17 protein-coding genes are annotated in these 22632 nt (G+C 63.6%); 8 read left to right on the top strand and 9 right to left on the bottom strand.

Features of this window, described 5'->3' with window-relative positions:
- Positions 1–36 precede the first annotated feature (36 nt).
- The 4 genes from LB529_RS28015 to LB529_RS28000 all read right to left on the bottom strand — a co-directional run bounded on the left by LB529_RS28015 (position 37) and on the right by LB529_RS28000 (position 3748).
- Positions 37–405, bottom strand: a complete 369-nt coding sequence (locus LB529_RS28015) for a four helix bundle protein (protein ID WP_224544205.1) — start codon at positions 403–405, stop codon at positions 37–39.
- 29 nt (positions 406–434) lie between these two features.
- Positions 435–1871, bottom strand: coding sequence for a glutamine synthetase family protein (locus LB529_RS28010; RefSeq protein WP_411909068.1), 1437 nt, complete (start codon positions 1869–1871; stop codon positions 435–437).
- 78 nt (positions 1872–1949) lie between these two features.
- Positions 1950–2942 carry an ATP-grasp fold amidoligase family protein gene (locus tag LB529_RS28005; RefSeq protein ID WP_224707188.1) on the bottom strand — a complete coding sequence of 331 codons (993 nt, stop codon included), beginning with the start codon at positions 2940–2942 and terminating at the stop codon, positions 1950–1952.
- A complete protein-coding gene (locus LB529_RS28000) occupies positions 2936–3748 on the bottom strand; it encodes a class I SAM-dependent methyltransferase (protein ID WP_224707189.1) in 813 nt (270 codons plus the stop codon). The genes LB529_RS28005 and LB529_RS28000 overlap by 7 nt, the downstream gene beginning before the upstream one ends.
- Before the next feature lie 87 nt (positions 3749–3835).
- On the opposite strand from LB529_RS28000, the gene LB529_RS27995 reads away from it, so the two are divergent.
- On the top strand, positions 3836–4543 hold the full coding sequence (locus LB529_RS27995) for an HAD family hydrolase (protein WP_176477188.1): 708 nt from the start codon (positions 3836–3838) through the stop codon (positions 4541–4543).
- Positions 4544–4554: 11 nt separating this feature from the next.
- On the opposite strand, the gene LB529_RS27990 is transcribed toward LB529_RS27995, so the two are convergent.
- From LB529_RS27990 to aceA, 3 genes are all read right to left on the bottom strand, one after another.
- Positions 4555–5004 carry a response regulator gene (locus tag LB529_RS27990; protein ID WP_140839547.1) on the bottom strand — a complete coding sequence of 150 codons (450 nt, stop codon included), beginning with the start codon at positions 5002–5004 and terminating at the stop codon, positions 4555–4557.
- 225 nt (positions 5005–5229) lie between these two features.
- Positions 5230–5472, bottom strand: coding sequence for a hypothetical protein (locus tag LB529_RS27985; RefSeq protein WP_027168360.1), 243 nt, complete (start codon positions 5470–5472; stop codon positions 5230–5232).
- Between the two features lie 54 nt (positions 5473–5526).
- Complete coding sequence (gene aceA, locus LB529_RS27980) at positions 5527–6816, bottom strand: isocitrate lyase (RefSeq protein ID WP_224712894.1); 1290 nt, start codon at positions 6814–6816, stop codon at positions 5527–5529.
- Positions 6817–7067: 251 nt separating this feature from the next.
- On the opposite strand from aceA, the gene LB529_RS27975 reads away from it, so the two are divergent.
- From LB529_RS27975 to LB529_RS27950, 6 genes are all read left to right on the top strand, one after another.
- Positions 7068–8510 carry a short-chain fatty acyl-CoA regulator family protein gene (locus LB529_RS27975; RefSeq protein ID WP_224712893.1) on the top strand — a complete coding sequence of 481 codons (1443 nt, stop codon included), beginning with the start codon at positions 7068–7070 and terminating at the stop codon, positions 8508–8510.
- A 137-nt stretch (positions 8511–8647) separates the two neighbouring features.
- Positions 8648–9613: a DMT family transporter gene (locus LB529_RS27970; protein WP_224712892.1), complete on the top strand. Its 966-nt coding sequence runs from the start codon at positions 8648–8650 to the stop codon at positions 9611–9613.
- A gap of 441 nt (positions 9614–10054) precedes the next feature.
- Complete coding sequence (locus LB529_RS27965) at positions 10055–11152, top strand: polyamine ABC transporter substrate-binding protein (RefSeq protein WP_224712891.1); 1098 nt, start codon at positions 10055–10057, stop codon at positions 11150–11152.
- Positions 11153–11232: 80 nt separating this feature from the next.
- The gene (locus LB529_RS27960) at positions 11233–12372 is read left to right on the top strand and encodes an ABC transporter ATP-binding protein (protein WP_095769945.1); all 1140 of its coding nucleotides are present in this window, start codon (positions 11233–11235) and stop codon (positions 12370–12372) included.
- Positions 12373–12381: 9 nt separating this feature from the next.
- Positions 12382–13344 (top strand): ABC transporter permease subunit, encoded by a 963-nt coding sequence (locus tag LB529_RS27955; protein ID WP_224712890.1) that lies wholly within the window; start codon positions 12382–12384, stop codon positions 13342–13344.
- On the top strand, positions 13341–14159 hold the full coding sequence (locus LB529_RS27950; protein ID WP_140543466.1) for an ABC transporter permease: 819 nt from the start codon (positions 13341–13343) through the stop codon (positions 14157–14159). Before LB529_RS27955 ends, LB529_RS27950 begins: the two co-directional genes overlap by 4 nt.
- 38 nt (positions 14160–14197) lie before the next feature.
- Here the strand turns inward: LB529_RS27950 and LB529_RS27945 are convergent, their stop codons facing one another.
- Complete coding sequence (locus tag LB529_RS27945) at positions 14198–16078, bottom strand: AsmA-like C-terminal region-containing protein (RefSeq protein ID WP_224712889.1); 1881 nt, start codon at positions 16076–16078, stop codon at positions 14198–14200.
- A 262-nt stretch (positions 16079–16340) separates the two neighbouring features.
- Here LB529_RS27945 and LB529_RS27940 point away from each other — a divergent pair, with 262 nt between their 5' ends.
- A complete protein-coding gene (locus LB529_RS27940; RefSeq protein ID WP_224712888.1) occupies positions 16341–18299 on the top strand; it encodes an acetoacetate--CoA ligase in 1959 nt (652 codons plus the stop codon).
- Positions 18300–18548: 249 nt separating this feature from the next.
- Here LB529_RS27940 and LB529_RS27935 read toward each other — a convergent pair whose 3' ends face one another.
- Positions 18549–22571, bottom strand: a complete 4023-nt coding sequence (locus LB529_RS27935; protein ID WP_224712887.1) for a PAS domain S-box protein — start codon at positions 22569–22571, stop codon at positions 18549–18551.
- Positions 22572–22632 lie beyond the last annotated feature (61 nt).

Genomic DNA, 22632 nt, shown 5'->3' with positions numbered 1-22632 from the left:
GAGTAGGGGAGTAGGGGAGTAGGGGAGTAGGGATAGCTAGTCGGCTGCCAATTTTCGAATCAAAAGTCGAAGAAGCTTGCCGACACTTTCGGTGCTGGCCAGCAGTGTGGCCGTCGTTTGTTGTGACGCGATACCGGTACGTTCCGCGATCAGAAGCTGAGTTTCCAATTCCTTCAGCGATCCTTGAGCAATGCGGAGAAATTGCTGATAGGAACCTCGAATCTCTCTGCCGTAACCCTCCGCTATATTTGAGGGCACTGAAGTTGCGGAACGACGCACTTGGCTGGTAAGTCCATAGAGCTCGTCCTTCGGCCAGGATCTCGTCGCGCTGTAGACCGACACAGCCAAATCCATCGCCTGCTGCCAAACCACTAAATCCTTGTAGGAGCCTGTTTTTTCAGCCACCGTCCCTACTCCCCTACTCCCCTACTCCCCTAAACATTCAGCAACAAATACTCCCGCTCCCACGGGCTGATCACTTCCATGAAGGTTTCGAACTCGGCCCGCTTGATCGCTGCGTAAGTGGCGGCGAAGGATGTACCGAGGATAATGCCGAGCTCCTTGTCGGCCTCGAACAAATCGACCGCTTCCAGCAAGCTGCGCGGCAGGTCGATCTCGTCGGCATTGGCCGTGGTCAGAACCGGCGGTTCAGCTTTGATCTTTCTGGTCATGCCGATCAGCCCGCAGGCAAGCGATGCGGCAAGCGCCAGATAAGGGTTGGCGTCGGAAGACGGGATCCGGTTTTCGACGCGCCGCGCTGCCGGATCGGAGCGCGGCACGCGGAAGGCGGTGGTTCGGTTGTCGTAGCCCCATTTGTTGTTGACCGGAGCCGAGGCCTGCTGCGTCAGCCGGCGGTAGGAATTGACGTAGGGCGCGAACATCACCAGCGCGTTCGGTACGTGCTTCTGCATGCCGCCGATGAAATGGAAGAAGGCGTCCGTCTCGGAGCCGTCCTCGGCCGAGAAGATGTTCTTGCCGGTCTTCTTGTCGATGACCGACTGGTGGATGTGCATGGCCGAGCCCGGCTGCCCCTGGATCGGCTTGGCCATGAAGGTGGCGTAGATCTCGTGCTTAAGCGCCGCCTCGCGAATGGTGCGCTTGAACATGAAGACCTGGTCGGCAAGCTCGATCGGGTTGCCGTGGCGCAGATTGATCTCGAGCTGGCCGGCGCCTTCCTCATGGATCAGCGTATCGATCTCCAGACCCTGACGTTCCGAGAAATGGTAGATGTCGTCGATCAGTTCGTCGAACTCGTTGACGCCGGCGATCGAATAGCCGGCGCCGCCGCCGATCGGCCGGCCCGAGCGCCCGACCGGCGGCGTCAGCGGATAGTCCGGGTCGGGATTCTTGCGCACCAGATAGAATTCGATCTCGGGCGCCACCACCGGTCTCAAGCCGCGCTCGTCATAGGCGGCAAGCACGCGCTTCAGCACGTTGCGCGGCGTGAATTCGACCGAGCGGCCGTCCTGGTGGACGAGGTCGCAAATCACTGCTGCCGTCGGATCTTCTTCCCAAGGCACAGCCGTCAGCGTTGAGAGATCGGGCAAAAGCTTCAGGTCGCCATCGTCCTCGGGATAGTGGAAGCCGTTGCCGTCCTCGGGATAGCCGCCCGAGATCGTCGTCATGAACACGGCCGAAGGCAGCGCCAGCGAGGTGTTGGAGGTGAATTTCTTCGACGGCATCATCTTGCCGCGCGCGACGCCCGCCTGGTCGGGAGTGATGCACTCGATGTCCTCGATGCCGCGCCATTCGAGCCAGGCGCTGGCTTCCTTCCAGTTCTTCACGCCGCGTTCGTTTTTCAGGAATGCAGGCGTGCGGGCGCGTCCCCCCCGGCTTGACGGACGGACTTCCTTTTTTTCAGGCGGCATCATTCACCAGATTGTGTTGCGGATTTCGAACTATAGCCGGGCGCAACGGGGAAAGGGAAGGGGAGGCGCCGGGCGGCTTGCTCAGGGAGCCGCTCTTTGCGAACCGGGCTGCAGCCTCTGCCGGTCGTTTGCGTCGAGCCATCGCAACAGCGCCGCCGCATAGACTTTGCGCCAACCTCGCTGGGGCGTCGACAGGAACCAGGCCTGGCGTATGTCCCAGCTATCGCCGGCCAGATCGCGCAGCTTGGTGTTGATGATGCCTTTTCCTGACAGCGGGTAGACCGAGAACTCGGAAAAATAGATTTCGCCGTCGATCTCGTAGAAGTCGCAGCGCATATGATCGAACGGTGCCGTCAGCCGCTCCGCTATCTCGCGCATCCGCAGAAACGATGGCGGCAGATCGATCTTCACCCATTGGCTGCCGCTGCCCGGCGGCACGGGTGCGTGATTGCCGTCGCGGTCGAAATGACTTTTCAGCTCGTTGCCCCATCTGTCCCGCCGTGCGGCGTAGACGTAAGCCGTCTTCCCGTTCGAGATATGAAATTTATACTCCAGCGGGACCGGCACATCGTCCTCGAGAAGCATCTCCTCAACGAAGATGAGCCGTCTCGCGCCCTTGTAGGCCCATTCACCGAATTTCCTGCCGTAGCGATTGCGCATCCAGCGCGCCGTTCGCCGCCGCAGCTTCGCCCTGTCCACCTCGCCGTTGCGGATCATCATGTTCCAGCGGCAGCCATGGTTGGCCTTCACCACGACATTTCCGGTAAGCAGCGCCGGTGGGATCTGCGTGGCGTCGCGGCCGTTCCACAACACTTTCGCGGTTTTGAGTTCCGGGCATGTTGACAGGGCGTAGTCCTTGGACGCCAGCTTGTCGCATGCCGTGGCATAGACGGGATTATGGTCGAAGATCTTCCGCCACAAGAACTTGTCGACGTAAGACCTCGGCCTGGCCGGGTCGGGAAAGACGCCGCTGTGATCATAGGTTCTTTTCCAGATCAGCGGATGGCGGAGCAGGCACCATGCCAAGGTTGCGGCCAGGACCGCGCGATCGGCCATGCCCGCTGCCATCAGCATGCGCTTCCGCGCCCGGCGGCGCCAGGCCGGAAGCGGACGAACACATCGCGGGTCATGTTGCGCGATACGCGGGTGCGGCCGACCACTTCCAGCCGCGGGTCGAGCGTCTCTTCCGCGCGCTCCGACCACAAGCGGGCCAACGAATACGGTTCCCATAGAACGAGCTGGAGATCGGGTGGGGCCGTGTCTGCGACGCGCGACACGACAGCTGCTTTGGGCGAGACCATGCTGGCGATATAGACAAGCTGGGCGCCGCGATAGTCATAGTCGCGCCCGTTGCGGAATTCGGCGCGCATTCGGATGTAGCCGAGTTTGGCTGCTAGAATATTCGCTGTCTCGACCGCTTCCGGCACAATATCCAGCCCGACGATCTCGGGAACCGGTGTCTGGTCGCAGATACGGAACATCGTGAACGGGCGGCCGCCGCAGCCGACCATCACGGCACGTGTGCACCGGCTGAAGTCGACATGCTCGAAGACCTCATCCAGGCGCTTGTAGGCGTCTTTCGAGGACATGACGCCGATGGTCGTTTCCTCCGCCGCTATCTGCCCGAACGAGGTTGGATGCTTCAGCTCCAGCATCTGCCTTATTTCGGCGACGTCTTGCGCATGAACCATTTCGATGAAGGCTCGCGTAAGCATGGGCCGGTAGGCAAACAGTTCCGGGTGGCTGTCGAGCAGCGCTTCGCCGGTATCATGGCCCATGGCGACGCCAATATCGCGGATTCCGTTGATCAGTTCCGTTGGCGTGCGCTCACGAGCGCTTGCCATGAAGCCTTCCAGCTCGTCTTTCCACGAATTCAGCATGCACCCCCGCTTTGCCGATCTCCGGCTAGAGCTAGCAGTGCCCGGCGAACGCGTCTACACCGCGTTCCGAAGGAGGATGACGTGACAATATCCGCTCTTACCACGATCGGTTTCGATGCCGACGACACGTTGTGGCAGAACGAGCAGTTCTTCCGCATGACTGAGAAGCGCTTTGCCGCAATGCTGGCGGAGCACGGAGACCACGACCAAATCGCGGCAAGACTGCTCGAGGCGGAAAGGCGCAATCTCGCCCTCTACGGCTTCGGCATCAAGGGCTTTACCTTGTCGATGATCGAGACAGCGGTCGAGGTTACCGGCGGGGAGGTGCCTGGTTCGATCATCGGCGAGATACTGGCTGCCGGCCGCGAGATGCTCAGCCACCCGATCGAGCCGCTGCCGCACGCGCGCGAGACGATCGAGAAGCTGGCGGGTTCCTACCATCTGGTGCTGATCACCAAGGGCGACCTCTTCGATCAGGAGCGCAAGCTTGCGCAGTCGGGAATGGGTGACCTTTTCGACGCAGTTGAGATCGTCAGCGACAAGAGCACCGCCACCTATGCCCGCATCTTCAGCCGCTATGGCCGTGGTCCGCAGAACAGCATGATGGTTGGCAATTCCCTCAAGTCCGACGTGATTCCCGCCATCGAGGCCGGCAGTTGGGGCATCCATGTGCCGCACGAATTGACCTGGGCGATCGAACAGGCCGAGGCGCCTGTCGCGGCGCCGCGCTTCCGTCAGATTGCAGATCTTGGCGAGTTGCCGAGCCTTGTCGAGGCTATCGCAAAGGCCGAGTGAACGCTCGAGCCTTAGCCGCGCCCGACCAGGCGATCCACCACCGGTTGCAGTCTCTCGGGCGTGATCGGCTTGGCGACCACCGCATCGACCACGCTCGACAGGCCAAGGCTCTCCGGCGTGCCATTCCTGGTTGAAAGCAGTATCACCGCCGGCAGCGGCTTGCCGGAGGCGCGCCGCAGCGCGTCGATTGCCGACATCAGCCGGTCGCAATCCTTGTTGTCTGGGCCGCCGTCCAGGATGACGGCGCAGGGCAACTGGCCGGTGAGCGTCTTCTCGGCGGTTTCGGGCGTTTCCGAGATCGGTTTCAATCCCGATTTCTCGACGATTTTCGATACCACGACTCGGTTGATCGACGATTTTCCGACAACGAGCACCTTGGAAAAATTCGCCTCGATCGCGCCGGTCCAGGCTGCCGGTTTCGGATGTTTTTCGGAGTGGTCGTCACGGTTGGCGGGACACATCGGCGGGCAGGCACTCTGGTTCAATGCAGGGTTGAAACCTGAGGCACAATTGGGTGAGATCGCGGCCGGTGTCAAGCTGAAACGATCGAGGTCGAAAATATAGCAAGAAATTCCGGAATTCAGCGCAAGTCGTACCTCCTGGCGACGAAGGCAAATCGAAAAAATGCGATAGTCTCCCGGACGTATAGCGCGCGGAAGACTATCGCCGAGACTGTTGACGTTACGTCAAGTATGACTCTGCTGGGTAACGATCACCGGGATCAAAAGGTCTCCCCAGTTGCCGTCGCCGCCATGGTGCCTGGCCGAACGCACCAGCTCCACCGAGACGCCGGCCTCGACTGCCTTCATGACCGACTGGTTTAGCCTGTGCAGATCGTTGGCGAGCATGCGGATCGTCGCCTGCTGGTCGACGCTCATCGCGCTCGATTGCTCTTCTGCCCTTTCCTTGACGCGGCTTATCGATGCCATCGCTCTTCTCCTCGATGTAGATGCCCTGCGGGCGTTTCCTCTGGTTGTTATCCGTTACTCGGCCGCCGGCCTGAATTGGGCGTGCTCGGTCGATTCATGCATGGCGGTGGTCGACGACTGGCCGCCGGTGATCGCCATCGACACGGCGTCGAAATAGCCGGTACCGACCTCGCGCTGGTGCTTGGTCGCCGTATAGCCGTGGGCCTCGGCCTCGAACTCGGCCTCCTGGAGTTCCGAATAGGCGGCCATCTGGCGATCCTTGTAGCCGCGCGCCAGCTCGAACATGCCGAAGTTCAACTGGTGGAAGCCGGCGAGCGTTATGAACTGGAACTTGTAGCCCATCGCGCCGAGCTCCTTCTGGAATTTCGCGATCGTCGCGTCGTCGAGGTTCTTCTTCCAGTTGAAGGACGGCGAACAATTATAGGCGAGCAGCTTGCCCGGATGGTGCCTATGCACGCCCTCGGCGAATTTCCTGGCTTGCGCCAGATCTGGCTTCGAGGTCTCGCACCAGATCAGGTCGGCATGCGGCGCATAGGCCACGGCGCGCGCGATGCAAGGCTCGATGCCGTTCCTGACATTGTAGAAGCCCTCGACCGTGCGGCCCGAGTCGTAGTCGACGAAGGGCCGGTCGCGCTCGTCGATATCGGAGGTCAACAGCTTTGCCGCCTCGGCGTCCGTGCGCGCCACGACCAGCGTCGGCGTACCCATGACGTCGGCCGCAAGGCGCGCCGCGTTGAGGTTGCGGATATGCGCCGCCGTCGGGATCAGCACCTTGCCGCCGAGATGGCCGCACTTCTTTTCCGAAGCCAACTGGTCCTCATAGTGGACGCCGGCGGCGCCGGCCTCGATGAAGGCCTTCATGATCTCGAAGGCGTTGAGCGGACCGCCAAAGCCGGCTTCGGCATCTGCCACGATCGGCGCGAACCAGGTCTCGACCGACAGCCCGCCGCCTTCCGATGTCTCGATCTGGTCAGCGCGCTGCAAGGTGCGATTGATGCGCTTGACGAGTTCCGGTGCGGCATTGGCCGGGTAAAGCGACTGGTCCGGATACATCGCCGAGGCGGTGTTGGCATCCGCGGCGACCTGCCAGCCGGAGAGATAGATCGCCTTCAGCCCGGCCCGAACCTGCTGCATGGCCTGGTTGCCCGACATGGCGCCCAGCGCGTTGACGAAATCCTCCTCGTGGATGAGCTTCCACAGCCGGTTCGCGCCCATTTCGGCCAGCGTCTGGCGAATTTGCACGGAGCCCCGCAACCGCTTCACATCCTCCGGCGAATAGGGGCGCTCGATGCCGTCGAAACGGCCTTCCGGCGCGGAGGGGACGAGGTTGTAAAAATCGGTCATTGGTTACTCCGAGTCATTTGGCAACTGTGTCAAGCGCTGCGTCGCAAAGGCATATCTTGCGACGTCTGGGTATGACATCGTTTACATTGCAGCGCGAAAGGCACCGAGAAAAACCGGCAAATCCGCGAAAAATAGAGGAAAAGCTGTGTTGCCATTGACAATCCACCTCTGTAAATCTGTCACGATTGTAAAAGCGGCGAAGCGGGCACCGCACTCGACGTTCATGTAAATTCTTGTCAAGGATGGCAGGCATGGCCGACCAGAAGATCTTCGCCGGGCCGCGGTTGCGCCGGCTGCGCAACGCCAGGAGCCTGACCCAGACGGCGATGGCCGAAGGGCTGGGCATCTCGCCTTCCTATCTCAACCTGATCGAGCGCAACCAGCGGCCGCTGACGGTGCAGCTCATCCTCAAGCTGGCCTCCGTCTACAAGGTCGATCCGCATGAATTGCAGGGCGAGACAAAAGGCTCGATCGCGGCCTTGCGCGAAGCCTTCAGCGATCCGCTTCTTGCCGGCGAACTGCCCGGCGATCAGGAACTGATCGATCTCGCCGAAACAGCGCCGAACGCTTCGGCGGCGATGGTGAAACTCTTTCGCGCCTACCGCGAGCAGGCCGAGCGCCTGTCCGATCTCAACCAGCTTCTGGCGAAGGAGGGCAGGGCAACCGCGCTGTCCGGCACCCGCATGCCTTCCGACGAAGTCCATGACGTGTTTGAGCGCCGGCCGAACCACTTCGCTTCGCTGGAAGAGGAGGCGGAGGCTTTCACATCGGTCCTCGACCCCGGTGATGATCTGTTCGGCGCGCTCAAAGTGTGGCTGAGGCGCGAGCACGGCATCGTCGTCAAGGTGCTGCCGGTCGCCACCATGCCCAACTGGCGCCGCCGCTACGATCGCCATTCGCAGCGTCTCTTCCTGTCCGAGCGGCTGTCGCCTTTCGACCAATTGCGCGAAGTCGCGATGGAGGCGAGCCTGATACGCATGTCGGTAGCCATCGCGGCTGAGATCCAGGCGCTGAAGCTCGGTACCGACGAGGCCCGCCGGCTCGCCCGCTTCGAGCTCGGCCGCTACGCCGCGCATGCGCTGATGATGCCCTATCAGGCTTTCCATGCCGCCGCCGTTCGCGCCCGCTACGACATCGACGTCTTGCGCTCCCGCTTCGGCGTCTCTTTCGAGCAGGCGGCCAACCGGCTGACTATGCTGCAGCGGCAGGGTGCGTCGGGCGTGCCGTTCTTCATGCTGGAAGTCGACAATGCCGGAAACCGCTTCCGCAAAGCCGGCAGCCACGGCTATCCGCAGAGCCGCTTCGGGGGCGGCTGCCCCAAGCTTCCCATCCACGCGGCCTTCTCGCAGCCGGGTCAGATCCTGGTCGAGGCGGTGGAAATGCCCGACGGCGCCGAGTTCCTTTGCATCGCCCGCACGCTGGAAGGCCCGCAAGGCGCTTTCTCCGAACGGCCGCGTCGCACCGCGCTCCTGCTCGGCTGTGACATCGGCTTCCGCGACGAGATCGTCTATGGCGCGGCGCTGCCGGTCGGAGCCGCCGGCAAGCCCGGGCAAGGCTTCGCCACGCCGGTAGGCCCCGCCTGCAGGCTCTGCGAGCGGGTCGGCTGCCTTGCGCGCGCCGAGCCGCCGGTGACGCGCCCGCTCGGCCTCGACGAGATGGTGACGGGCCTCAGCGCTTTCGATTTCCAGGGATGACAGCGCCTTATGTGCCCCAAGCTTCGCCGGACGCTGGATCACGCCGGTTTTGCGCCTTTGCGCTACGCGATTGAGACGCAGTTCTTTGTCGTCCCTGGTGCATCGTGTCGAACGCAACTCGCTGACAGTCATCCGCCATGACCGATACCGCCCCGTCCGCCGTCGCCCCGTCCTCCACCGCCTTGCCAGCCGTCTCGCCGCGCGAGGAGCGGATCGGTATGCTCCTGGTCTTCCTTTCGGCGCTTATGTGGAGCTTCGGTGGCGCCATCGCCCGTTTCATCCATGTCGGCGACAGCTGGACCGTGGTGTTTTGGCGTTCGCTATGGGCCGTGGCCTTTTTGATCGCCTTCATGCTGTGGCGCGACGGCTGGCGCGGCACCCTGAAGCTCTTTCGGCACATGGGACTGCCCGGCCTTGGCGTCGCCTTCTGCTTCGCCACCGCCTCGACCAGCTTCGTGGTGGCGCTTGCCTACACCACGGTCGCCAACATCCTCCTGATGCAGGCCGGCGTGCCGCTGCTTGCGGCGCTCCTTGCCTGGCTGCTGTTTCGCGAACGGGTCGCCCCGGCCACCTGCATCGCGATCGCCGCCGTCATCGCCGGCGTCGCCATCATGGTTTCCGAATCCCTGGGCGGCGCCGTCTCGCCGATCGGCGACGGCCTGGCGCTGCTGATCGCGGTGATGTTTTCGCTCGCGACCGTGATCACCCGGCGCTTTGCCCATGTGCGCATGGTGCCGGCCACCTGTCTCGGTGCGCTGCTCGCCGGTGCGTTCGCCGCTTCCCAGGCCTCGGCATTCGCGGTGTCGGGGCGCGACATGGGCTTCCTCTTTGCCTTTGGTGTCATCAACCTTGGCGTCGGCCTCGCCTTTTTCGCCATGGGCGCGCGGCTGGTGCCAGCGGCGATCGCGGCGCTGCTCGGCACCTTCGAGCCGATCCTTGGGCCGATCTGGGTCTGGCTTGTCCATTCCGAAGTGCCGTCGGTGCGCACCATCATCGGCGGTGCGGTCGTCGTCACGGCACTGCTCGTCCACATCGGTCTGGAGTTCAAGCGACAGGCGCGGCCTGCACGTCCCGGCGTAACCGGCCTGCCGTCGCCCAATTGACGTTAATGCATGTCGCCCAAAAGTGCGCAGCGGTTTTGGGAGAGCGACATGCATCAAAACAAAGACTTAAAGCGCTTCGCCTAAATCCCTTTCAGCGTGACGCGCTTTAGGCAGCCTCCCCCATTGACAACCCAGTTGCCGGGCGGGCAGGCTGCAACTACGGCAACAACAAGACAGGCGTATCTTGCCAAGTGTCTCCGCCGGCCCGCTCAGGACCGGACTGCATCGTCATAGCTCTCAATACGCCACGGTGAATGCCGTTGACGCCGCCCGGGTGCCTCGCCGGGGAGGCCAAAATGTCTCGAACCCTGATGCCGTTACCGAGCCTTGCGTGGAGAGTTCACGCTTGTCGCTCTCCGGAAAGCTCAATACTCTCAAACGAAAGCCGCCCCGCCATATCGCGACGAGCCGGCAAGGGAACACCCACCAAAGGAGAACACCATGATCCGCAAAGCGCTTTGGCTTTCGGCGACGTCGGCATTTCTGACGCTTTTCACAATAAGCGGCCACGCCGAAGACCGCGTCGTCAACGTCTACAACTGGTCGGACTATATCGACAGCTCGATCATCGACGACTTCACCAAGAAGACCGGCATCAAAGTCGTCTACGACACCTTCGATTCCAACGAGATCCTGGAGACGAAACTGCTTGCCGGCGGCAGCGGTTATGACGTCGTCGTGCCGAGCGCTCATTTCCTGGCGCGTCAGATCCAGGCAGGCGTGTTCCAGAAGCTCGACAAGTCGAAGCTGCCCAACATCTCCAACATGTGGGATGTCGTTTCCGAGCGTACCGCCAAATACGATCCGGGCAACGAATATTCGGTCAACTACATGTGGGGCACAGTCGGCCTCGGCTACAACGTCAAGAAGGTTGAGGCCGCGCTCGGCACCGACAAGATCGACAGCTGGGACGTCTTTTTCAATCCGGACAAGCTGGCCAAGCTGAAGGATTGCGGCGTCTATGTGCTGGACTCTCCCACCGACGTCATTCCGGCGGCGCTGAAATATCTCGGCCTCGACCCCAACAGCACCTCGCCCGATGACATTGCCAAGGCCGAGGAGGCCTTGCTGAAGGTCCGGCCCTATGTCCGCAAGTTCCATTCGTCCGAATACATCAACGCCTTGGCCAATGGCGACATCTGCCTGGCGATCGGCTGGTCGGGCGACGTCTTCCAGGCGCGCAACCGCGCCGAGGAAGCCAAGCAGGGCGTCGAAATTGCCTATTCTGTGCCCAAGGAAGGCGCCCAGATGTGGTTCGACCAGATGGCGATCCCCGCTGACGCCCCGCATGTCGCCGAGGGGCTCGAGTTCATCAACTACATGATGACGCCCGAAGTCATCGCCAAATCGTCGAATTACGTGCTCTACGCCAACGGCAACAAGGCTTCGCAGCAGTTCATCGACAAGGCGATTCTGGAGGATCCTGCGGTCTATCCGGACGAAGAGACGATGAAGAAGCTGTACACGGTTGCGCCATACGATCCCAAGACACAGCGCATCATCACGCGCACCTGGACCAAGATCGTCACCGGCCAGTAAGCATAGAGACACGACCCCGGCAGCCAACTGCCGGGGTCGTATTCTTTTGGGGAATTTAAGAAAGTAACGGAGTGGGGACCATGAAATCGCTTGGCAGCATCCGCAGGGATTTCTCGCCTTGGAACGACCCGAACGCCAAGCCTTATATCCAGTTTGACAAGGTGACCAAGAAGTTCGGCGATTTCACCGCCGTCAACAACCTGTCGCTGACCATCTTCGAGCGCGAATTCTTCGCCCTGCTCGGCGCTTCGGGCTGCGGCAAGTCGACCCTGCTCAGGATGCTCGCCGGCTTCGAGGAGCCGTCGGCGGGCCGCATCCTCCTCGACGGACAGGATTTGCGCGGCATCCCGCCCTACAAGCGGCCGGTCAACATGATGTTCCAGTCCTACGCGCTGTTCCCGCATATGACGGTGGAAAAGAACATCGCCTTCGGCCTCAAGCAGGAGGGCATGCCTGGACCCGATATCGAAAAGCGCGTGGCCGAGATGCTGAAGCTCGTCAAGCTCGAGCAGTTCGCCAAGCGCAAGCCGCACCAGCTCTCGGGCGGCCAGCGCCAGCGCGTGGCGCTTGCCCGCTCGGTCGCCAAGCGGCCGAAGGTTCTGCTGCTCGACGAGCCGCTCGGCGCTTTGGACAAGAAGCTGCGCGAGGAAACGCAGTTCGAGCTGATGGACCTGCAGCAGGAGCTCGGCCTCACCTTCGTCGTCGTCACCCACGACCAGGAAGAGGCCATGACCATGGCCGACCGCATCGCCATCATGGACAAGGGCGAGGTGATGCAGGTCGCGACGCCTGCCGAGATCTACGAGGCGCCAGCCTCGCGCTTCGTTGCGCATTTCGTCGGCAATGTGAACATGTTCGAAGGCAAGGTTGCCGAACATATGACAAGCACCACGCGCATTACCGGCGCGACAGGAGCGCAGATCGTCGTCGACAATGGCAGCAACGCCGCTGCCGGCTCCGACATCGTCTTTGCGATCCGGCCGGAGAAGATCAAGGTCTCCTCAAAAAAGCCGGCCGATGCCGTCAACGCGCTCGAAGGCGAGGTCTACGACGTCGCCTATCTCGGCGACATGACCGTCTATCATATCAAGCTTGACGACGGCCAGATGGTGCGGGCAAGCGCGTTGAACGCTTCGCGTATCACCGAGGATCCGCTCACCTGGAACGATCGCGCCTGGGTCTCCTTCCGGCCCGATGCCGGCGTCGTGTTGACCAGGTAGGAGGCTGAGATGACGGACATCGCAGCGACCGCCGCCCCATCGACCGAAACCGCAACACTGCCGGCGAGGCTGGCGACAGGCTTCATCAACCGCCTGGTCATCATCGTCCCCTATCTCTGGCTGCTGTTCTTCTTCCTTGTACCCTTCGTCATCGTGTTCAAGATCTCGCTGTCTCAAACGGCGATTTCAATGCCCCCTTATACGCCGGTGCTCGGCTTCAAGGACGGCTTTTCGGGATTTTTCGCCGCCGTCCGCGAGCTCAACTTCAATAACTACACCTGGCTCACCCAGGACGCGCTCTATTTCAACGCCTACGTGACGAGCCTGGTCATCGCGGGAATCTCGACGATACTCACCCTGATCGTCGGCTATCCGATCGCCTATGGCATGGCGCGGGCGCCAGCCACGATCCGCCCGACCTTGCTGATGCTGGTGATCCTGCCCTTCTGGACCTCATTCCTGATCCGCGTCTATGCCTGGATCGGCATCCTGAAACCCGAGGGCCTGCTCAATCAGGTTCTGCTCGCCACCGGCCTGATCAGCCAGCCGCTGGTGATCCTCAACACCTACACCGCTATCTTCATCGGCATCGTCTATTCCTACCTGCCCTTCATGGTGCTGCCGCTCTATTCCTCGCTGGAGAAGATGGACTATTCGCTGATCGAGGCCGCGCAGGACCTCGGCTGTCCGCCGACCGGCGCCTTCTGGAAGATCACCTTCCCGCTGTCGCTGCCAGGCGTTGTCGCCGGCTGCCTGCTGGTGTTCATCCCGGCCGTCGGCGAGTTCGTCATCCCCGATCTTCTCGGCGGCTCGCAGACGCTGATGATCGGCAAGACGCTCTGGAACGAGTTCTTCTCCAACCGCGACTGGCCGGTCTCGTCGGCGGTGGCCGTCATCCTGCTGCTGGTGCTGACCATCCCGATCATGTTCTTCCAGCAGGCTCAGGCCAAGGCACAGGAGCAGGGCAGATGAACTCCACCTGGAGCCGCTTCAACATCACCTCGATCGTGCTGGGCTTTGCCTTCCTCTATCTGCCGATCGTGCTTCTGATCGTCTTTTCCTTCAACGAATCCAAGCTCGTCACCGTCTGGGGCGGCTTTTCGACCAAATGGTACGTGTCGCTGTTCCACAATCAGGGCCTGATGGACGCGACCTGGGTGACCGCGCGCGTCGGCGTCATCTCGGCAACGGTCGCCACCGTGCTGGGCACGCTCGCCGCCATCACTCTCACGCGCTACACGCGCTTCAAGGGACGTGTGCTCTTCTCGGGCATGGTCTTCGCGCCGCTGGTCATGCCGGAAGTCATAACCGGCCTCTCGCTGCTCTTGCTCTTCGTCGCCGTCGGGCTCGACCGCGGTTTCGTCACGGTGACGCTCGCCCACATCACCTTCACCATGTGCTTCGTCGCCGTCGTCGTGCAGTCGCGGCTGGTCACGTTCGACCGTTCGCTGGAGGAGGCGGCGATGGATCTCGGCGCGCCGCCGGTAAAGACCTTCTTCCAGATCACCTTGCCGGTCATCCTGCCGGCGATCATCTCCGGCTGGATGTTGGCGTTCACGCTCTCGCTGGACGATCTGGTCATCGCGAGCTTCACCTCGGGTCCCGGCGCCACCACGCTGCCGATGAAGATCTACAGCCAGGTGCGCCTCGGCGTGACGCCCGAGATCAACGCCGCGTGCACCATCCTGATCGCGGTGGTGGCGGTCGGCGTCATCATCGCCTCGATCGCCAACAAGCGGCGCGAGATCCAGCGCCAGCTCGACGAGCAGGCCGCGCAGCGCGGTTGAGCGTGACGAGAAGCGGGGACGCCTTGCGTCCCTCGCATTTACTGGCCTGAAACGCCGGGAGCGATCGGCGATATGAACGGCGCGCTCCAGTTGCCGCCGACGAAGAACAGCGGCTGGCTCGGCGGCGCGGGAGCCGGGCTGGCCGCCTGACTGTTGGCCTGCTGGGGTTGCTGCGCGGGCTGCCCGTTGGGCACCACTCCGCCCGAGAGCGCCAGCCCGCGGCCGACATAGGAGGCGATGCCGGACAGCCAGATCTTGTATTTCTGCGAATTGATCTCGGCCTTGTCCAGGCGCGCCACGCCCTTCGAAATGCTTGCCTTGATCTCGGCGCCGTCGATCGGCAGCGATCCATTGGCGACGTCGTCGAGCGCGAAGAAGCCGCCCTGCTGGTTGCGTTTGAGGAAGGCCGGCAGGTCGAGCCCGTTGATAGTGCCCGGACCGAACGTCGCCGAGAACGATCCGTCGGCATTCTCGAAGATGGAATTCCAGGCCTTGCCCGGTCCCTTGAGGATGACGGATACGGTCCCGGTGCTGGCCGGCACCAGCCGCGTCATTCCCGCCGCCGTGGCAAAGGCTCCCGTATCTACGTCCGATGCCAGGAGCCGCATCTCGACCTGCGTGCCTTCCGGCTTGCGGTCGAAGCGCAGGCTGCTCTGGATATTGCCGTTGAAGGCCGACGCGTCGGATATGTCGAAGACGGCAAGACCGTTCTTGACCTGCGCGGTCGCCGCCACGTCGGCGAGCTGGACCGGCCCCGCCATGGCATGCGCCGCCGACAGCCTGAGGTCGAGATTGATGCGGTCGGCGAAACTGGTGTCGATAGCGCCTGGGCCGGCCTCGCCGGTCGGCGCGATAGGCGTGAAAGCCGACAGGAAAGATCTGAGATCCAGCGTGTCGAAGGCGAGCGTGCCGGCAATCACCGGGCTCCCCTCGGCGACGGAGAAATCCAGCGCGCCCATGCCCGGGTTGTTGTTGAGCGTGACCGTGGTGTTCTCGAATTTCGCGCGCCCCGCCGAGGCGTTCACCTTACTGCTGACCGAGACGGCGCCGATTGCGGCCCCCGGCGCGATCCCTGCCTGCGACCACTCCAGCACGCGCCGCAGCGACGGGGCGGCGAACTTCGCCTGGCCGTCCAGATAGGCGTTGTCGGACATCGAGGCCGTTCCGTCGAAGGAGAATGTCGCGGGCGCGGCCTTGAAGGAGAGGGTGACGGGTGCCGCCCCTCCGCCAAACAGCACCAGCGGTTTCGCCGAGGAGAAATCGAGCTGCATGCTTTCGCCGCGCCAGATTCCGCTCGCGGTCAGCGACGCCTCGCTGTTCATCGCTTCCCAGTTCACCTGGCCGCTCAGGCTGCTCAGGATTTCGATGTCCTTGCCGTCAACTGAAGTCACCACGCGGCCATCGCGGAATTCGACCGTGCCGAACGGATCGGATGGCAATTTGCCGAGATCCGGCTTCTGCGGGTTGGCGGTGACCACACCGCGCGCGGTGTCGATCGAGCGCGTGATGCGCCCCCCGGTCGGAAGCGGCGGCAGATAGAAGCCGCTCGTCGTGCGCTGCACCCTGATCGTCGGGCGCACCAGCCTGGCGGTCGAGAAGGCGACGTTGCCCTGCAAGGCCGCCATGGCGGAGAGATCGACTTCCACGCGATCGGCCTCGACCACCGGCGGCGCTTCGGTCTCGGTCCATTGCGACAGCGTCACGTCACTGAGGATGGCCCGGAATTTCGGCCAGACTTCGATGCGCGGCGACCCGTCGATCGTGACCCTGAAGCCGCTCCAGGCACTCAATTCCCAGGCGATGCGGTCGCGCACGATGCGGGTCGAGGCAATCAGCGGCAGCGCCGCGACCGCGAGCGCGATGACGAGCACGGCAACGCCGATCGCCCACACCCCGCGCCGGATCAGAGATGATCGCATTTCGCCCCGTATGCTTCGTTGCCGACAAATCGCCCGACGGGTGTAACCGAGCGCCGACGCTTTTCAAGTCTTTATGGCCTTGCGATGGCATTTGCACAGCGGCCGCCATGGGTCGCCCGAACAAAATCTTGCTCTGCTGCGCCGCAATATGCATAAGCGGTCTGCACGATCCCGATCCGCAATCGCACGCCGTTTCTGGGACGATGGCATATGCGACGTTGGGCTTAACTGGCTCGAACGCGACGCTTTGGGAGGAGCGATCATGGCCGCCGACACACCTTTGTGGACCCCGACGCAGGAGCGGATCGACGCAGCGCCGATGACCGCGTTCATGAAGGCCGCGGAGGCAAAGACAGCGCTTTCTTTCTCCGGCTATGCCGAACTGCATCGCTGGTCGATCGACAACCGCGAAGCCTTCTGGGACCTGATCTGGGATTTCTGCGCGCTTGTCGGCGACAAGGGCGAGCGGCGCCTCGTCGACGGCGAACGGATGCCCGGCGCCTCCTTCTTCCCCGACGCCAGGCTCAATTTCGCTGAGAACCTGTTGCAGAAGACCGGCGCCGGCGAGGCGATCGTCTTTCGCGGCGAGGACAAGGTCGAGCGGCGACTCTCCTGGAACGAGCTCCATGGGCTGACGTCACGGCTGCAGCAGCTCTTCCTGTCGCTCGGCGTCAAGGCCGGCGACCGCGTCGCCGCCATGATGCCGAATATGCCCGAAGCCATCGCCGCGATGCTGGCGGCAAGCTCGATCGGCGCGGTCTGGTCGTCATGCTCTCCCGATTTCGGCGAGCAGGGCGTGCTCGACCGCTTCGGCCAGATCGAGCCGGTCGTCTTCATTGTGCCCGACGGCTATTGGTACAATGGCAAGGCGATCGAGGTGGCCGACAAGGTCCACACGGTCGCGGCGAAGCTTGCCACGCTGCGCAAGGTGCTAGTCGTCGACTATCTCGGCACCTCGAGCGACGTCGCCGCCACCATCGACAAGGCGACCGCGCTCGAAGATGCGCTCTCGCCCTTTGCGGTGAAGACCGTCAGCTTCGAGCGGCTGCCCTTCGCGCATCCGCTCTACATCCTGTTTTCCTCGGGCACGACCGGCATCCCGAAATGCATCGTTCATTCGGCCGGCGGCACGCTGATCCAGCATGTCAAGGAGCATCGGCTGCATGCCGGCCTGCTCGACGGGGATCACCTGTTCTATTTCACCACCTGCGGCTGGATGATGTGGAACTGGCTGGTCTCGGGCCTCGCCTCCGGCGCGACGCTGCTGCTTTATGACGGCTCGCCTTTCTACCCCGACGGCAATGTGCTGTTCGATTTCGCCGATGCCGAGAAGATGACCTATTTCGGCACCTCGGCCAAATTCATCGATTCGGTTCGCAAGGCCGGTCTGAAGCCGATCGCGAGCCACGATCTGTCGCGCGTGCGCACCATCTCCTCGACCGGCTCGCCGCTGTCGCCGGAGGATTTCCGCTTCGTCTATGACGGCATCAAGAAGGACGTGCACCTGGCCTCGATCTCGGGCGGCACCGACATCGTTTCCTGCTTCGTGCTCGGCGTGCCGACCGAGCCGGTCTGGACTGGCGAGATCCAAGGCCCCGGCCTTGGCCTGGCGGTCGACGTCTGGAACGATGACGGCAAGCCTGTGAGGCAGGAGAAGGGCGAGCTTGTCTGCACCAAGGCCTTCCCGTCGATGCCGATCGGCTTCTGGAACGACCCCGAAGGCATGAAATATCACGCGGCCTATTTCGAGCGTTTCGATAATGTCTGGTGCCATGGCGACTTCGCCGAATGGACGGAACATGGCGGCATGATCATCCACGGCCGCTCCGATGCCACGCTCAATCCGGGCGGGGTCCGGATCGGCACGGCCGAGATCTACAACCAGGTCGAGCAGATGCCGGAAATCCTCGAGGCGCTCTGCATTGGCCAGGATTTCGACAATGATGTCCGTGTCGTGCTGTTCGTGCGGCTCGCCCCTGGCGTGACCCTGGACGAGGATCTGGAAAAGCGCATTCGCGCCAGGATCCGCACCGGCGCCAGCCCGCGCCACGTGCCGGCCAGGATCGTCGCCGTCGCCGACATCCCGCGCACCAAGTCCGGCAAGATCACCGAGCTCGCCGTACGCGACGTGGTCCACGGCCGTGCCGTGAAGAACAAGGAAGCGCTCGCCAATCCCGAGGCGCTGGAGCTGTTCCGCGACCTGCCGCAGCTGGCAAGCTGACCGATGTGGTTAACGAAATCTGTCCGGCGAATTTACCTAGATTTCACGGGTGGTACACATTCGTAAATTTTTTCGCGGCCCGGTAAGGACTTGTTAAGAGACGACGCTGATAGTCGCGTGTAACTTGAGGGAGAAATCCCGTTCCTCGTCCCCTGAGGTTCTGCTCAAGCCCCCGTTGTGACAGCATCCCATTTCTCAAGGCGTCCTCTTGGACGCCTTTTTCTTTGACCGTCGCTGTCGCGTGCAATGTTATTCGGCGAGCACGCGCGTCGAGGGGAAGCCGACCTCGACCAGGGTTCCTTCACCTGGCGTCGAGGTGATGGCGAAACGGGCGCGGTTCGCCTCCACCATGGCCTTGGTGAGGGGCAGGCCGAGGCCGGTGCCGTCACCGCGTCCGCGCTTCAGCGCATTGATCTGCTTGAAGGGTTTCAGCGCCTGCTCGATCTCGGCCTGGGTCATGCCGATGCCGGTGTCGCGCACGCGCATGACGACGTCGCCCGAGGCTTCGTAGGCGGTCGAGACGATCACCTGGCCGCCGGCCTGGGTGTAGCGAATGGCGTTGGACAGGATGTTGAGGGCGATCTGGCGTACGCTTCTCAGATCCGCCACCACTTCCGGCAGCCGCGAGGCGAAGCTGGAGCGGATGATGACCCGTTCGCGATTGGCCTGCGGCTGCATCATCGCCACCGTCTCGGCCAGCGTGTCGTTGAGCGACACCGCCTCGTAATCCATCTCCTGCTGGCCTGCCTCGATCTTGGAGATGTCGAGCAGGTCGTTGACGAGGTCGAGCACATGGTTGCCCGAGCGGTTGATGTCGCGCAGGTAGTCGCGATAGCGGTCGTTGGTGATCGGACCGAATTTCTCGTCTACCATCAGTTCGGAAAAGCCGATGATGGCATTGAGCGGAGTGCGGATCTCGTGGCTGATGCGGGCCAGGAAATCCGTCTTCTGCGAGGAGGCGCGCTCGGCCACTGCGCGTGCCTGCGTCAGGTCTTCCTCGGCCCGCTTCCATTGCGTGATGTCGCGCACGACGGCGCAGAAGCCGCTGTCGTTGGGCAGCCTGCCGATGGTCATGAACAGCGGGATGAAGCGCCCTTGCGCCTCGCGGCCGATGACCTCGCGGCCGTCATTCAAGACGCTCGCGACACCCGGCTCCGAAAGCCCGGCCAGATAGTCGCGCGCCGCGCGCTGGCTTTCTATGGCAAACAGCGAGGCAAAGGGCTTGCCCGCGACCTCGTCACTGTCGAAACCGAACAGCGCTTCCGCCGGGCGGCTGATCGAGCGGATGTTGCCGTCGCGGCCGATCAGCACGACGCCGTCCGTAGCGGTATCGATGATGGTGCGCATCTCCGCAATGCGCGATTTCAGTTCCGGCACGTCCGGCTGCAGCGCCGGCTCGTCATTCGCGGCGGTGAAGTGCGCCGCATCGTCCTCGCCGGAACGCCGCACCACCAGCATCAGCGCCTTGCCGCCGCGCCACGGCACCGAGCGCAGCAGCGCGTCGATCGGGAATTCCTGGCCCTGGCGGGTCTTGAGCTTCAGCGAGTGGTCGCTTTCGTCCGTAGCGGCGTCCTCGGCGTAAGGGTCGGCGAAGAGCGCGCCCAGGCCGCCTGCATCCGCGAGGTCGTCCAGCGCATCATAGCCGGTGAGTTCGAGGAAGGCGTCATTGGCATAATGCAGCATGTCGCCCGAATGGAGGAGCAGCGGCACCGGCAGCCGTGCGAGGATGGATGTGTCGGGTGCCTTGGCGTCCTCTCCGGTCGAAAACGCGGACGGCACAAAGCCGGAAAGTTTAAGCGGCGGCACGTCGAGGCGTCGCCGCGCCGCGGCTGTCGCTTCCGGTTCTTCCGGCTGTTCTTCCGCGGCCTTGGCGGCATCTGTGTCGGAGCCTGCCCAGTCCTCATTGTCCTGCGCATCGCGGAAGTCGTCGGCGGTCATGCTATCGTCGGCCGTCGCATCGGAGGCGGGCTGCCCGGCCGCGACCGGCAGCGCCGCAGGCTCTTCGACGGGCCGCTGCGGCTTCGCGGCAGCAGGTTCGGCGGCCTCCCGGGCGCCCTCTGCTTGCTCGTTCTGGGAAACCGGCGCGACGCCGGCGTCTTCCGTGGGTTTCCCGCCATCGGCAAAGTTGAGCAGCGAGCCGGAAACAGCCGAGGTCTCGGCCAGGCCGGCGTCGTTGATCTCGGCGGCGCCATCGATGCCGTCGAGCCGCGCCAGATCGTCCTGGTCTTCCGCCTCGGTCTCCGCTTCCGCGGCCTTCACGTCGTCGGCTTCCGAGGGCGTGGACAAGGTCGCGCCCTGAGCGGAATCGTCGTGCTCCGCCGCATCGGGTGGAAGCGGCTGGCTTGCGTCGGCCCTTGTTTCGCTGGCCGCTTCCTTCACCTTTGCCGCGTCCTCGCCGGCAACAGCGGCATCGGGCCGCTTGTCGGCTTCGGGGGCGCGTTCCTCGGCAGGGGCGGAACTGTCCTTGCGCAGCCGCTCGCCGATCTCGCGGAAGGCGCTGCGCTCGAGGATCGACAGGCCCTTGTGATTTGCCGGCGTGTCGCTTCCCGGTTGCTTGTCGTTGGCCGGTTGGCGATGCTCGGCCAGCCTTATCACCTTGTCGGCAAAGCGTCGCTCCGGCTTCGGCACGATGGTCAGCGCCGGCACTTCGCCCCGGAAGGGGTCTTCGGGCCTTGGCTTTTCCAGAGGCGTCTGCTCTGCCGGCTGATCGCCCGACGCGTCGGGCCCGCCGGGGGTGGCCCCGGCAGGAGCGGCATTCGGCACCAGAGCCATGCCAAGCGCTTCCGGATCGACCACGGCGTCGGCGCTGCGCGCGACGCCAAAGCCGCGAAAACCCTCGAAGGCGCGGCTGCGGCCATAGACGGGCAGGGCCGCCAGATCGACGGGGATCTTCAGACCCGTTCCGGCCACCGGCCACAGCACCGAGCGGCCGGACCAGGTATCGCGCCGGTCGAGCAGGCCGGCGATCTCGCCCGAGGCGTCGAGGCCGAAAGTGGCGGCGACATCCTTGAAGCGGCGGCCGATCACATCGGCGGCAGGCTGGCCGACGATGTCGGCGAATTCGGGCGACAGCGCGCTGAACCGACCTTCGGCGTCGGTGCGCCAGACGAAGCGCAATGGGGGCGCCGACCGGTCGATGTCGCGCGGGGGGCCGGGCTGGGCTGATTTGGTAGTTTCGCGTGCAGCGGCTTCGCCATCATCTTGGCCTTCGGCTGCGGCGGCACCTTCCGGCTCGTCCTTCGCCGGCGCTGCCGGTTGAGCATGCCCGGCGCCATCGTCGCCGGCGTTGAAATACCAATGGTCGTGCTGGCCGGCGCCGGCGGCATCGGCCTGATGGTCTGTCCGGGTAGGCCGCTGGCCGGCCAAGGTCCGGCTCTCCGCGTCGGGCTGTGCGTCGCCGTCGGGAGCCTCTGGCGCCGGCTCGTCCTCTTTGCCAGCCGCCACGGTAGGCACTGGGTTGTCCTGGGCAGGCTGAGACTCCGGCTCGATTGCCGCGCTTTCACCTTGCGGCGGGGCGCTGACCGCCTCTGGCGCCGCAACTCCCTGATCGCCGGTCCGATCGTCTTGGCCGGCGGTCGCCCGATCGTCCTGGCCGCTATCGGAGTCCTCGAGCTGCGCCTCGTCGATCACCACCAGCAGATGCCGCGTATCGGTGAGCCGCGCAAAACCGGCCGGGTAGGCGGTGTCGGTGCCCGGCACGAGGCGTTTGACGATGCGGTCGCCGCTGCTCGCCACATCCGCAACCAGGGCAGCCAACGTCCGCGGCTCGATGCCGAGCGCCGCAAAGCCGTCCGAGGCTGCCTCGACCTCGCCTTTCGCGTCGACAAAGGCAATGAAATGCCCGGCCTCGGTAAAGCCACCGATGGCGCGGCTGGCGATCTCGCCGGCGCTGCGCGAAGTGGTCTGCGCCGCCGGCACCGCCAGCATGATTGCCGCCTCGCCGTCCGGCATCGTCACTGCGCTGGCCAGAAAGCCGACGGCGCGGCTTTCCATGCCGGTGGCCAGCCTCACCGTGACGGCGCGGTCGCTGCCGATGTCGGGAAAACCGCTGGTCGCCATGATCTGCCGGCGGGCGATCAGCGGCAGCCGCGCCGAGGCGCCGATGATGGCCTCGATATCCGGATAGCCGAAGGCCGACGCCCCCGGACCGTTCGCCCAGATCACCTGTTCGAGGTCGACCGACAAAATGGCCAAAGCATCGCCCGCGGCAAAGCGTTGGCGCACCGCGTCGAGCACGGCAACGTCGAGGAAGGAGTAGTTTTCAGGCGGCATGCGCTGGCCAACCCTCCGGAGCGGGCATTTTCAGTTAACGCTTTGTTAATAAAAGCCCGCG

This window comes from Mesorhizobium sp. CA5, from assembly GCF_020165105.1.
Lineage (GTDB): Bacteria > Pseudomonadota > Alphaproteobacteria > Rhizobiales > Rhizobiaceae > Mesorhizobium.
The sequence above is the reverse complement of the archived record's forward strand: the minus strand, read 5'-3'. Positions and strand labels throughout refer to the sequence as shown.